This is a genomic window from Neisseria sp. HMSC070H10, from assembly GCF_001837635.1.
Taxonomy (GTDB): domain Bacteria; phylum Pseudomonadota; class Gammaproteobacteria; order Burkholderiales; family Neisseriaceae; genus Neisseria; species Neisseria subflava_A.
Genome location: NZ_KV833348.1, coordinates 1 through 13,415, shown reverse-complemented (window position 1 = coordinate 13,415; position 13,415 = coordinate 1). Strand labels below are relative to the sequence as shown.

General features: G+C 48.0%; 12 protein-coding genes and 1 tRNA gene. 5 read left to right on the top strand and 8 right to left on the bottom strand.

Annotation, left to right across the window (positions count from 1 at the left end):
* Nucleotides 1-83: 83 nt before the first annotated feature.
* The 7 genes from pheT to HMPREF2606_RS00345 form a co-directional block, all read right to left on the bottom strand.
* Entirely contained in the window at nt 84-2,447 is a 2,364-nt protein-coding gene (gene pheT / locus HMPREF2606_RS00375; protein WP_070712318.1) for a phenylalanine--tRNA ligase subunit beta, read from the bottom strand.
* A 103-nt stretch (nt 2,448-2,550) separates the two neighbouring features.
* Entirely contained in the window at nt 2,551-3,540 is a 990-nt protein-coding gene (gene pheS, locus HMPREF2606_RS00370) for a phenylalanine--tRNA ligase subunit alpha (RefSeq protein WP_003683075.1), read from the bottom strand.
* Nucleotides 3,541-3,788: 248 nt separating this feature from the next.
* Nucleotides 3,789-4,148 carry a 50S ribosomal protein L20 gene (rplT, locus tag HMPREF2606_RS00365; protein WP_003675502.1) on the bottom strand — a complete coding sequence of 120 codons (360 nt, stop codon included), beginning with the start codon at nt 4,146-4,148 and terminating at the stop codon, nt 3,789-3,791.
* A 12-nt stretch (nt 4,149-4,160) separates the two neighbouring features.
* Nucleotides 4,161-4,358, bottom strand: a complete 198-nt coding sequence (rpmI, locus tag HMPREF2606_RS00360; protein WP_003675505.1) for a 50S ribosomal protein L35 — start codon at nt 4,356-4,358, stop codon at nt 4,161-4,163.
* 142 nt (nt 4,359-4,500) lie between these two features.
* Nucleotides 4,501-5,022 (bottom strand): translation initiation factor IF-3, encoded by a 522-nt coding sequence (infC, locus tag HMPREF2606_RS00355; RefSeq protein ID WP_079453677.1) that lies wholly within the window; start codon nt 5,020-5,022, stop codon nt 4,501-4,503.
* 17 nt (nt 5,023-5,039) lie between these two features.
* Nucleotides 5,040-6,953 (bottom strand): threonine--tRNA ligase, encoded by a 1,914-nt coding sequence (gene thrS, locus HMPREF2606_RS00350; protein ID WP_070843132.1) that lies wholly within the window; start codon nt 6,951-6,953, stop codon nt 5,040-5,042.
* 52 nt (nt 6,954-7,005) lie between these two features.
* Nucleotides 7,006-7,082: transfer RNA gene (locus HMPREF2606_RS00345), tRNA-Val, on the bottom strand.
* Between the two features lie 237 nt (nt 7,083-7,319).
* Between HMPREF2606_RS00345 and tgt the strand changes: the two genes are divergently transcribed.
* The 4 genes from tgt (at nt 7,320) to HMPREF2606_RS00325 (ending at nt 10,751) form a co-directional block, all read left to right on the top strand.
* The gene (tgt, locus tag HMPREF2606_RS00340) at nt 7,320-8,435 is read left to right on the top strand and encodes a tRNA guanosine(34) transglycosylase Tgt (RefSeq protein WP_070843114.1); all 1,116 of its coding nucleotides are present in this window, start codon (nt 7,320-7,322) and stop codon (nt 8,433-8,435) included.
* Between the two features lie 85 nt (nt 8,436-8,520).
* Entirely contained in the window at nt 8,521-9,531 is a 1,011-nt protein-coding gene (gene hemH, locus HMPREF2606_RS00335; protein ID WP_070843113.1) for a ferrochelatase, read from the top strand.
* A 123-nt stretch (nt 9,532-9,654) separates the two neighbouring features.
* Nucleotides 9,655-10,053: a c-type cytochrome gene (locus HMPREF2606_RS00330; RefSeq protein ID WP_070843112.1), complete on the top strand. Its 399-nt coding sequence runs from the start codon at nt 9,655-9,657 to the stop codon at nt 10,051-10,053.
* A 206-nt stretch (nt 10,054-10,259) separates the two neighbouring features.
* Entirely contained in the window at nt 10,260-10,751 is a 492-nt protein-coding gene (locus HMPREF2606_RS00325) for a disulfide bond formation protein B (RefSeq protein WP_070843111.1), read from the top strand.
* Between the two features lie 60 nt (nt 10,752-10,811).
* Here HMPREF2606_RS00325 and HMPREF2606_RS00320 read toward each other — a convergent pair whose 3' ends face one another.
* A complete protein-coding gene (locus tag HMPREF2606_RS00320) occupies nt 10,812-11,540 on the bottom strand; it encodes a YebC/PmpR family DNA-binding transcriptional regulator (RefSeq protein ID WP_070843110.1) in 729 nt (242 codons plus the stop codon).
* Nucleotides 11,541-11,905: 365 nt separating this feature from the next.
* On the opposite strand from HMPREF2606_RS00320, the gene HMPREF2606_RS00315 reads away from it, so the two are divergent.
* Nucleotides 11,906-13,336: an alanine/glycine:cation symporter family protein gene (locus HMPREF2606_RS00315; RefSeq protein ID WP_070843109.1), complete on the top strand. Its 1,431-nt coding sequence runs from the start codon at nt 11,906-11,908 to the stop codon at nt 13,334-13,336.
* Nucleotides 13,337-13,415 lie beyond the last annotated feature (79 nt).

The following is a 13,415-nucleotide window of genomic DNA, read 5'->3' as shown; positions in this document are numbered from 1 at the left end:
TTACCAAAATTCTTTTAAAAATCAAGTCCTCACCAAAAAATCAAATATTATTGGTGATTTTTGGCGACAACTTTTATCTTATTTTAAGCGCGAAGCTGTGCATCTTTTTCGGCTGCCGCTTTAATCATTTTCGCAACCAAAGGCTCGATGACTTCATCTGTCAGCGTGTTTTCCATATCTTGCAAAATGATTTTGACGGCAACGCTCTTCATGCCTTCAGGCACGCCCGTACCGCGGTAAACGTCAAACACGCTGATTTCTTGAACCAGCTTGTTTGCTGCCGCTTTCAGGGCATTTAACAAATCATCATGCGTCACAGCCTCAGGCATTACAAATGCCAAATCTCGGCGCGCAGGTTGGAATTTGGATACAGACTGATAACGGGTTTTCTCACGACCCAATACCGCATCCATATCGATTTCAAATACCAGCGGCGCTTGTGGCAAGTCATATTTTTGCAGCCATTTCGGATGCAACTCGCCAACAAAACCAACTACTTTGCCGTCTGAAACAATATTGGCGGCACGTCCAGGATGCAATGCCGGATGTTCGGTCTTAACAAAGGATACTTCCTTGTTTTTCAAAAGACTCTCAACATCGGCTTTCATATCGTAGAAATCTACGTTGCGTGTTTTCTCACCCCATTGCTCAGGCAGCACAGAGCCATACCACAAACCGCCGATACGTTCGTTTTGAACAAATTGATCAGCCGAATCTTTGCTGAACACACGGGCAATTTCAAATACGCGTACACGGTTTTGCTTACGATTCAAATTGTTTTGCAAAACTTCCACCAAACCGCCGATAAGCGTAGAACGCATGACGGCATACTGCGCCGCCAACGGATTTTGCAGGCGGATAGGATTGGTATTGGCAGCAAAGTCTTGCTCCCATTGCTCATCCACAAACGCATAGCTGACCACTTCGCGGTAACCGCGAGCCGCCATTTCGTTATAAACCGCAAAACGCGGACGTTTGGTTTCAGGCAAAGCCAACATTTTCAGACGGCCTGAAGTATAGTCGTCAGGAATATTTTCATAACCGTAAACGCGGCCGATTTCTTCAATCAAATCGGCTTCGATTTCGATGTCGAAACGGAAGCTAGGAGAAGTGACACGGAAGCCTTCTGCAGTTTTCTCAGGCTGCAAACCCAAGTGTTGCAAGATAATTTCGACTTGCTCGGCCGGAATTTCAACGCCCAATACCGTTTTCAGACGACCTAAACGCAATTCAACCTGTTTTGCCTCAGGCAATTTTCCTTGTGCTTCAACCATTTCACCGGCTGTACCACCGCAAATCTGTACCACCAATTCGGTAGCACGCTCAATGGCATCAGCTTGCAAGCGGTAGTCCACACCGCGTTCAAAACGGAAAGAAGAATCCGAACCAAAACCGTATTGACGGGATTTACCGGCAATAATCTCCGGAGCAAACCAAGCAGCTTCCAGTACAATATTTTGCGTCTCATCAGAAACCGCGCTTGCTTCGCCGCCCATCAAGCCCGCCAAGCTCAACGCACCTTTTTCATCAGCGACCACCAGTGTATTGTCAGCCAAAGTAACCGTCTTCTCATTCAGGCACGCCAAAGTCTCGCCATTTTGAGCACGGCGGACAATCAAACTGCCTGACAGCTTGTCAGCATCGAAAACATGCATAGGCTGACCAATTTCCAGCATCACATAGTTGCCGATGTCCACTAATGCGGAAATGCTGCGGATACCGCTGCGTTCCAAACGTTGTTTCATCCAATCAGGAGTAGCCGCTTTCGCATTAACATTTTCAATAACACGGCTGATAAAACGGCCACAGTCGGCCGGTGCATCAATACGGACAGCCTGTTTTTTCTCACTGCCGATAGAGGCCGTCTGAATTTCAACAGGCCTAAACGCACATTGAGTCAACGCAGAAACCTCACGCGCAATACCCTTAACGCTCAAGCAATCAGCGCGGTTAGGCGTAATTTTCAACGTAAACAGCGTATCGTCCAAATCCAAGTATTCGCGGATGTTGGTACCGACAGGCGCATCTTCAGGCAGAATGTGCAGACCGTCTACACCATCATCTGGCAAACCCAGTTCATTGGTCGAACACAACATACCGTTTGATGGTACGCCGCGCATTTTAGTCGGCTTAATTTTGAAATTGCCCGGCAAAACGGCACCCGGCAAGGAACACGGCACTTTAATACCCGGCTTGACATTCGGTGCACCACAAACAATCTGAACCAACTCGCCCGTACCGGCATCAACTTGGGTAACGTTCAAACGGTCTGCATCAGGATGTTTTTCAACGGATTTTACTTCGGCAACAACCACGCCACTGAAAGCAGGGGCAGCAGTATTGATTTCTTCCACTTCCAAACCGGCCATGGTCAAAAGATGTTCCAGTTTATCGGCAGAAAGATCAGGATTGGCTTGGGTTTTCAGCCATGAATAAGGAAATTGCATATTATTTTCTCTACTATCAGGCCGTCTGAAACAAATTTTTATCAGACGAAATCAGTAATATCTATTTACTTTTCAGACGGCCTATCAAAAGACCATCTGAAATTTATTTAAACTGCTTCAAGAAGTTCAAATCATTATCGAAGAACAGGCGCAAGTCGTTCACGTTGTAGCGCAACATGGCAAAGCGGTCGAGACCGATGCCGAAAGCGAAACCGGTATATTTTTCAGGGTCGATATTCACATTTTTCAACACGTTAGGATGTACCATACCGCAACCGCCTACTTCCAACCATTTGCCGTTTTCGCCCATGATGTCGATTTCGGCAGAAGGTTCGGTGAACGGGAAGAAAGACGGACGGAAACGTACTTGCAGGTCATCGCGTTCAAAGAAGCGACGGATAAAATCAGTGAACACTGCTTTCAAATCGGCAAAAGTTACGCCCTCTTCAACCCACAAACCTTCGGCCTGATGGAACATAGGCGAGTGAGTGGCATCACTGTCCACGCGGTAAACGCGGCCGGGAGCAATAATGCGGATAGGCGGCTCTTTTTTGTCGAGCATATAGCGGATTTGAATAGGCGAAGTGTGTGTACGCAAAACGTCGCCGTTTTCAACGTAGAAAGTATCTTGCATCGCACGCGCAGGGTGATTTGCAGGTATATTCAAGGCTTGGAAATTGTGGAAATCGTCTTCGATTTCAGGGCCGTCCGCCACTTCAAAACCCATACCGTGAAACAACTCGACCACACGTTGCAAAGTCAAAGTAACTGGATGCAAACCGCCATGTTCTTGCGCACGGCCCGGCAAAGTAATATCCAAGGCTTCTGCAGCCAATTGGGCTTGCAGCTTGGCTTCATTCAGGGCATCGCGTTTGGCATTAAAAGCCGTCTGAAACTGATTTTTGCATTCGTTGATGTGCGCGCCTATGGTTTTACGCTCTTCAGGAGACATTTGACCCAAAGTTTTCAAAAGTCCGGTCAATTCGCCGGTTTTACCAAGATAGCGTGCTTTAATTTGTTCTAAGGCATTGAAGTCTTGCGCGGCTTCAATAGCGGCAATACCTTCTGCAACGATACGGTTTACATTTTCCATAGTGGTTTATCGTCTGTTTGTTGATGGCAGACCGTCTGAAACAACAAAGCCGTCTGTTGGATTTGATTGCAAACCCGTTCAGACGGCCTTTTGTCTTACTGCGGCCAATCCGTTTGATAAGAGAGGCCTATTTTATCGCAAATTAGTATAAAAAAATAGAGTTTAAAGAAAGAAAATCAACTACATAGGATTTCTTTAAGAAAAGAAAAAAGGAAGCACAAGCTTCCTTTTTAAATAATCTTATCGAATTAGGCAGCCAAAGCAGCTTTAGCTTTTTCAACCAATTGTGCAAATGCAGCTTTGTCGAATACAGCCAAATCAGCCAATACTTTGCGGTCGATTTCGATAGCAGCGCGTTTCAGGCCGTTCATGAATTTGCTGTAAGACAGACCATTTTCACGAGCACCTGCGTTGATACGAACGATCCACAGTTGACGGAATTGACGTTTGCGTTGGCGACGGTCACGGTATGCGTATTGACCAGCTTTCATTACCGCTTGTTTGGCAACACGGTAAACGTTTTTACGACGACCGCGGTAGCCTTTGGCTAACGCGAAGACTTTTTGGTGACGAGCACGAGCGGTAACACCGCGTTTTACGCGTGGCATATTCTAAACTCCTTAAGCGTAGGGCAACATTTTAGCAACAGAAGCCAAATCGCGTGAATCCACCATAGCGGTGCCGCGCAATTGACGTTTAGTTTTAGTGGTTTTTTTGGTCAGGATGTGACTTTTGAACGCATGACCGCGTTTTACACCACCGTTACCCAGTACTTTAAAGCGTTTTTTCGCGCTAGACTTGGTTTTCATTTTAGGCATTGGAAAACTCCATTCGTTATTAGATAAGGTATAAGGGGTTTTGAAATAAATTTCAAACACTTGGATCCCAAAATACCACGGTTTTTGCCGCTAATTAAACCTTATTCCGAGCGGCAATCGAAATAAGCCTTGCATTATAGCTTTATTTTTTCTTAGGCGCAATCATCATCACCATTTGGCGGCCTTCCATTTTAGGGAAGGACTCGATTTGTGCCACTTCAGCCAACTCTTCTTTTACGCGTTCAAGCAGTTGGGCGCCCAATTGTTGGTGGGCCATCTCACGACCACGGAAACGCAATGTCACTTTGACTTTGTCACCATCGGCAAGGAAACGGTTGATGTTGCGCATCTTGATTTGATAGTCGCCTTCATCAGTACCCGGACGGAATTTAATTTCCTTAATTTGTACCTGCTTTTGGTTTTTCTTGGCTTCGTCGCGCTTCTTGGCTTGTTGGTATTTGTATTTACCGTAATCCATCAGTTTGCATACGGGCGGTTTGGCAGTCGGGGAAATTTCTACCAAATCGACATCTTGCTCTTCGGCCATAGCCAGAGCTTCACGAACTGAAACGACACCAAGCTGATCGCCTGACTCACTGATTAATCGCACTTCTTTGGCGGTAATTTCACCATTGATTCGTGCTTCGCGTTCTTGAGCGATGATGAATACTCCTATAAAAATTAATGATTGACGAGGGCATCAGTGATTTCTTGCTGCAATTGTGCAATAAAATCATCTACATTCAAAGAACCCAAGTCTTCTGCTTTGCGGCGTACCGCAACTTTGTTTTCTTGTTTCTCTTTATCGCCGACAACGATTTGATAAGGGAAACGGTATTGGCTGTTGTCACGGATTTTGTAACCGATTTTTTCGTTACGCAAATCCAATTCGACACGGAAGCCTGCTGCCTGTAACTTGGCAGCCACTTCGCGACAATAATCTGCTTGGTTCTCGGTGATATTCATAATCACCATTTGAACCGGCGCAAGCCACAATGGGAATGAGCCTGCATGGTTTTCAATCAAAATACCGATGAAGCGCTCCAACGAACCCAAAATAGCACGGTGCAACATTACAGGACGTGCACGGTCGTTGTTTTCTGTTACATATTCTGCATTCAAACGCTCCGGCAATACGAAGTCCAACTGCAGGGTACCGCACTGCCAAGAGCGACCCAAGGCATCTTTAACATGGTACTCAATCTTAGGACCATAGAATGCGCCTTCTCCAGGCAATTCTTCCCACTCTACGCCGCAAGCGGTCAATGCATCACGCAGACCTTGTTCGGCCTTATCCCAGACTTCGTCAGAACCTGCACGTTGTTCAGGGCGGAGGGACAGCTTCACAGCAACATCATGGAAGCCGAATTGTTTGTAAATGCGAACCAGCAATTCATTGAATGCACGTGCCTCATCAACGATTTGATCTTCGGTACAGAAGATATGCGCATCATCCTGCACAAAACCGCGAACACGCATCAGACCATGCAATGCACCGCTTGGTTCATTACGATGGCAAGAACCGAACTCAGCCAAACGCATTGGCAAATCTCGATATGAGCGCAAACCGTTATTGAAAATTTGCACATGACCCGGACAGTTCATCGGTTTAACCGCGTATTCGCGTTTTTCTGAACTGGTCACGAACATATTGTCTTTATAGTTTTCCCAGTGGCCGGATTTTTCCCAGAAGGTTTTATCCATAATCTGAGGCGTTTTCACCTCTTTATAACCGGCAGCATTCAACTCTTTGCGCATATGCTGCTCAATCACCTGCCACAAAGCCCAGCCTTTAGGATGCCAGAACACCATACCCGGCGCTTCATCTTGCAGGTGGAATAAATCCAATTGTTTACCCAGCTTACGGTGGTCGCGTTTTTCTGCTTCCTCGATACGTTGGATATAAGCCTTCAATTCGTCTTTACTTGCCCAAGCCGTACCGTAAATACGTTGCAACATTTCATTGTTGCTGTCACCGCGCCAGTATGCGCCTGCCAGTTTGGTCAGCTTAAAGTTTTTCAAGAAACGGGTATTGGGAACGTGAGGACCGCGGCACATATCGACGTATTCTTGATGGTGATACATACCCATTGCTTCCACTTCAGGCATGTCTTCAATCAGACGCAATTTGTACTCTTCACCGCGATCTTGGAAAATTTTGACGGTTTCTGCACGAGGCGTCATCACTTTAATGACGTCATAGTCTTGTGCAATCAACTCTTTCATGCGCGCTTCGATGGCGGCTACATCATCAGGCGTAAATGGTTTTTCAGTTGCGATATCGTAATAGAACCCGTCTTCAATAACCGGGCCGATAACCATTTTTGCATCTGGGTAGAGCTGCTTGACCGCATGACCGACCAAGTGCGCGCAGGAGTGACGGATAATTTCCACGCCTTCTTTGTCTTTAGGCGTAATAATTTGAACATGGGCATCTTCGGTAATCGGATCGCAAGCATCCACCAATTTACCGTTAACCTTGCCCGCTACCGTTGCCTTTGCCAAACCTGCACCGATAGACGCTGCAATTTGCGCCACGGTAACGGGTGATTCATATTGGCGGACCGAACCGTCCGGCAAGGTAATGTTCAACATCAGAAAGCTCCAAAACATTAAAAAATAACGGCATAAAGCCGTTATGGAAATTTGGTAGGCACAATTGGACTCGAACCAACGACCCCCACCATGTCAAGGTGGTGCTCTAACCAACTGAGCTATGTGCCTTCATCTAAGTCGCTTATTGTAACGAAGCGTGTTCCCTTTTGCAAGCATCTGTAAATACTTTTCAGACGGCCTGAATATTTTTGTTTGATTTATACCTCATTTTTTATTTCCTCCATCATTCAGGCCGTCTGAAGCATTGCTTTGACAAAGATAAAATCCAGCCGTCAACCAACGAAAAATCCTTTATAATCTGCCCTTTCATTTCGCACACACGCGAACGTCCAATCTATTATTACTATGCTCAAATTTACCTTACACAAAAAAGACGGTCATGCCCGACGCGGCACTTTGGAACTGAACCACGGCAAAATCGAAACGCCGGTATTTATGCCGGTCGGCACTTATGGTTCGGTCAAAGCGATGAACCCGCAAAACCTGCATGACATCAAAGCACAAATCATCTTAGGCAACACTTACCATCTGTGGCTGCGCCCCGGTTTGGAAGTCATCGAACAATTCGGCGGCCTGCACGAATTTATCGGTTGGAATAAGCCGATTTTGACCGACTCGGGCGGCTTCCAAGTATTCTCGTTGTCCGACATGCGCAAGCTGACCGAAGAAGGCTGCACATTCCAAAGCCCGATCAACGGCGACAAACTGTTCCTCTCGCCCGAAGTGTCGATGAAAATCCAAACCGTATTGAATTCCGACATCGTGATGCAGTTGGACGAATGCACCCCTGGAGAAGCAACGCACAGCCAAGCACAAAAATCGCTGCAAATGAGCCTGCGCTGGGCGGAACGCAGCAAAAAGGCTTTTGAAGACCTGAAAAACCCGAATGTGCTGTTTGGCATTGTACAAGGCGCGATGTATGAAGATTTGCGTGAAGAATCGCTGAAAGGTTTGGAAGAGCTCGACTTCCCCGGCTTGGCCATCGGCGGCTTGTCCGTTGGCGAACCTAAGCCCGAAATGTACCGCATGTTGCGCGCCGTCGGCCCTATCCTGCCGGAACACAAGCCACATTATTTGATGGGCGTCGGCACGCCTGAAGACTTGGTGTACGGCGTGGCACACGGCGTGGATATGTTCGACTGCGTCATGCCTACCCGCAATGCGCGTAACGGCTGGCTGTTTACCCGTTTTGGCGATTTGAAAATCAAAAACGCCAAACACAAACTCGACAAGCGTCCGATTGATGAAAGCTGCACCTGCTACGCCTGTCAGAATTTCAGCCGCTCCTACCTGCACCATCTGCACCGTGTCGGCGAAATCTTGGGCGCACAGCTCAACACCATCCACAATCTGCACTTCTACCAAGTCATCATGGCAGAAATGCGCGAAGCCATCGAACAAGGCAAATTTGCCGATTGGCAGGCGCAATTCCATGAAAACCGCGCCCGCGGTGTGGATTAATCCTTTAAAAGGTCGTCTGAAATCAGGTTTTAATTCAAACTGCTTTTCAGACGGCCTCAATATTCTTAATTAATAAAGCACAATCATGTCCCGTTTCCATACCGAACCATCCTTAGCCTACACCGCACAAAACCGCACCGCCGTCCTGCTGCTCAACCTCGGCACGCCTGACGCGCCGACGGCTGCCGCAGTCAAGCCTTACTTGAAAGAATTTCTGTCCGATCAACGCGTTGTCGAACTGCCCAAGCTCCTATGGCAACCGATATTGCGCGGCTTGGTATTGACTTTTCGTCCAAAAAAAAGCGCGCATGCCTATGAAAAAGTTTGGTTTAAAGAAGGTTCGCCGCTTGAGGTTTACACACGCCGCCAAGCAGAAGCCCTGGCCAAACATTTGCCCGATGTCATCGTCCGTCATGCAATGACTTACGGCAATCCAAGCGTTGCCGATGTTTTGGCGGAACTTAAAGCCCAAGGCGTGGGCAAGTTGCTGGTCATTCCGCTCTATCCGCAATATGCCGGCTCTTCCACCGGCGCGGCTTTGGACAAAGTGCTTCAAGAGTTATTGCTGCAACGCAACCAAATGAGCGTCCGCACCGTCTCCCGTTATTACGACGATGCCGCCTATATTCAAGCCATGAAGCAGCATATTGAAGCCTATTGGGCCCAAAACGGACGCGGTGAAAAACTGATGTTGAGCTTCCACGGCATTCCGCAAAAGCATCACGACGACGGCGACCCCTATCCTGACGAGTGCCACCATACTGCCAAACTGCTGGCGCAGGCATTGGGCTTGTCCGAACAAGAATACATTGTTTCTTTCCAAAGCCAGTTTGGCAAATCCCAATGGGTCAAGCCCAGCACGCAAGCCCTGTTTGATCAGCTGCCGAAACAAGGCACAACCAAACTCGACGTATTCTGCCCCGGCTTCCTGGCCGACTGCCTCGAAACCATGGAAGAAATCGCCATTATGGGACGCGAACAATTCCACGCCGCAGGCGGCAAAGAATACCGTTACATCCCCTGCCTCAACGATTCCGCCGACTGGATTGCCGCACTTGCACAATTAAGTCGGGCTAATCTGCAAGGCTGGATTTGACCTAAACCAAAGGCCGTCTGAAAAATCTACTTTCAGACGGCCTTTAGCGTTATCATCAAACTATTAAAACGCAAACTAAGCGTGTAGCCATCAAAAACAACACTACTCAAAAAGGAACACATCATGACTGCACTCCGCCCTATCCTGCTCCTTCTGACCGCACTCAGCATCCCAACCGCTTTTGCCGCTGATGCCACGCTGATGAGCAAAGGACAAAAAATTTACGAAACCAACTGCGCCGCCTGCCACGGTAAAAAAGGCGAAGGCCGGGGTGCCATGTTCCCGCCTTTATTCCAGTCCGACTATATCAATAAAAAACCGCAAGTGCTGTTGCAAAGCATGACCAAAGGCATCAACGGCTCGATTAAAGTAAACGGCAAATCCTACAACGGCTTCATGCCTTCTACCGCCATCAACGATGCCGATGTTGCCGCCGTTGCCACGTACATCATGAACGCCTTCAATAATGGCGGCGGTACGATTACTGAAGCAGATGTCAAAAAATCTCACGGGAAAAAATAAAACGTCTCTCCCCTAAAGGCCGTCTGAATATTTCAGACGGCCTTTTCGATATGGAACACATTTTTGTTTCTATATTTATGGTTACGCAACATCAACAAACATACGCAAAAAACCGTCAAACCAAAAAAAAGCATATGCGTTTTGTGTTAAAGTAAACATTATTTATCGGCTGTTTTACGTCCAGGCCGTCTGAAAGGTTTTCCGTTATGAACTTTTTCCGCAAGACTGTTTTATTTCTAGTCGTCCTCTCCATATTTGCCGCCTGCGGCTCCTTTATTTCCCAATACGTTTTGGGTATGAACCCGTGTGTATTATGCATCCTGCAACGCTTGTGCGTATTGGCTGTCGGACTGTTGGCCATTGTTACGGCATTTAGTTCTCAATCTTCCAAATTTGCCCGCTCGCTCTCGGCATTGTTGATTGCCGCTCCGGCTATTTACGGCGCCGGTGTCGCCGCCTATCAAATTTGGCTGCAAAGTCTACCACCCGGCACCGCACCTTCTTGCGGCGCACCTTGGACTTTCCGCCTGCGCGACTGGCCTTTGTTCGATTGGTTTGAACCCATCGTCCGCGGCTTTGGCAACTGCGCCGAGCCGGACTATCTATTCGGCGTTGCCCTGCCGGTTTGGAGTATTTTGTATTTCAGCTTTGTCGTATTGCTGCTGCTTTGGGCTTGGTTGAAAACCAGAAAAATCTGATTGATTTCGATATAAAAAGGCCGTCTGAAATTTCAGACGGCCTTTTGTTATTTAAACTGTTTAGTCCAGATTCAACACGGCAGAAGTGTAAACGTCTTGTACGTCGTCCAAATCTTCCAATGCATCAATCAGTTTTTGCATCTTAACCGCATCTTCGCCGCTCAACTCGGTTTCGTTTTGGGCGCGCATGGTAACGTCGCCGTCAACAGATTTGTAGCCTGCGTCTTCCAATGCTGCTTTCACGCCCGCCCAGTCATTCGGCGCGGTAACCACCTCGATGGAACCGTCGTCGTTGGTGATGACGTCTTCCGCACCAGCTTCCAAAGCTGCTTCCATCAGCGCATCTTCGTCAACGCCCGGTTCAAACACCAAATAGCCTTGATGAACGAAGTTGAACGCTACGCAACCGTCGGTACCCAAGTTACCGCCGTTTTTAGTGAACGCGTGACGCACATCGGCAACGGTACGGGTTTTGTTGTCGGTCAGGCAGTCCACCATCAAAGCCGCGCCGCCGATGCCGTAGCCTTCGTAACGCAACTCGATGTATTCCACACCTTCCAAATTGCCCGTACCTTTATCGATGGCACGTTGCACGTTGTCTTTAGGCATATTGTTTTCAGCGGCTTTTTCCAAAGCCAGGCGCAGGCGCGGATTTGCGCCGGGGTCGCCGCCGCCCATGCGGGCAGCAACGGTAATTTCTTTAATCAGACGGGTGAAGATTTTGCCGCGTTTGGCATCTTGTCGGGCTTTTTTGTGTTGGATATTTGCCCACTTACTATGGCCTGCCATGTTGATTCCTTTCGTTTTTTCACGCGTTGAGGCGGAATTTGCTTCATTTGTAAGGCGTGCATTTTATCATAAGTTGCCTTTACCCAAAATATTCAGACGGCCCAAAAATTTGCAAAAACAGGCCGTCTGAAAACAAAAAAACCTTTTTTAAATAAAGAAGCACATTTGCGGCAAACCTTTGTCAGTTTTTCGTTTTAATTCACGAAGGTTTACGGTATGATGACAAAATCGGTCAAAATTGTTAACAACTTAACCGGTATCGAATGGCAAAACGGCCTGCTCACCGATGTTGCCAACCATGAAAAATGAGTGGGAGTAGTTACCCGTATCATTTTATTTTTATTGTTTTTATTAAAGGTTTTATTATGGAAGAAATATTGTCTGCTCTGGTGGGTGCAGTCAATCAGGTTCTTTGGGACTACCTGCTGATTTATGCCTTAATCGGTATCGGCCTGTTTTTTACCCTGTACTTGGGCGCGCCGCAAGTGACCAAATTGGGGACGGGTTTCAAATCCGTTTTCGGCGGCTTGTTCAGCAAAAAAGACAAAGACCACGAAGGCAAATCCCTGTCTCAATTTCAAGCGCTTGCCGTGGCGATTTCCGCACAAATCGGTACTGGTAACGTGGCCGGCGTCGCCACTGCGATTACTGCCGGCGGCCCGGGTGCCATTTTTTGGATGTGGTTGTCTGCCATTTTGGGCATGTCTACCATTTTTGCAGAAGCCGTTTTGGCGCAAAAATACCGCGTGGTCAGCCACGGCAAATACATCGGCGGCCCTGCGTTTTACATTACGCACGGGCTGACGCCGAAAATCGGCCGTGGCGCGGCGCGTTTCCTGTCCGGCTTTTTCTCCATCGCCTTGATTATCGCGCTAGGTTTCATCGGTAACGCGACCCAATCCAATTCCATCGCCTCGGCCATGAATTTGGCTTTCGATATTCCCCCGATGGCTGTCGGCATTGCTTTGGCGGTATTCGCCGGCCTGATCATCATCGGCGGCATCAACCGCATTGCCGGTATCGCGCAATTTGTCGTGCCGTTTATGGCGGTAATTTACATCTTGTGTGCCGTGATTATTTTGTTCAAATTCTCCGACCACATCATCCCGATGTTCCACAGCATCTTTGTTGCCGCTTTCAATCCTGAAGCGGTATTGGGCGGTGCGGCCGGTATCGGTATGCGCGAGGCCGTCCGCTTCGGTGTGGCACGCGGCCTGTTTTCCAATGAGGCCGGTATGGGTTCGACCCCGCACGCTCATGCGACTGCCAACGTCAAACACCCTGTGCAACAAGGCATGGCTGCGTTTATCGGTATCTTTATCGATACGCTGATGGTCTGCACGGCAACAGCGCTGATTATCCTACTGACCGATGCCAACCTGTCCGGTGAAACCGGCGCTGCGGTTACCCAACTGGCGTTTAACAAAGCCTTCCCGGGTTTCGGTTCGCAACTGCTCGCCGTCTGTCTGACCTTCTTCGCCTTCACCACCATCATCGGTTGGTACTACTTCGGCGAATCCAATATCCGCTTCCTGTTCCGTGGCAAACACTTGGGCATCTACCGCGCACTGGTTTTGGTGGCCATCGTATTGGGTACCTTGGGCAAAGTGGATTTGGTTTGGAGTATGTCCGATATGTTCAACGGCTTTATGGTCTTGCCGAACTTAATCGCCCTCTTCCTGCTGCGTAAGGAAATCCGTGCGGTTTACGACGATTATCTGGCGCAAACCAAAGCAGGCAGAGAGCTGACCTACAACTATGAATTCCACGAATTTCACGACAAAAACCCAGATTAACGACAAACAAAAACCTCTCAGACAAACTGAGAGGTTTTTTATTTCAGGCCGAGACCTTTGCAAAATTCCCCAAAATCCC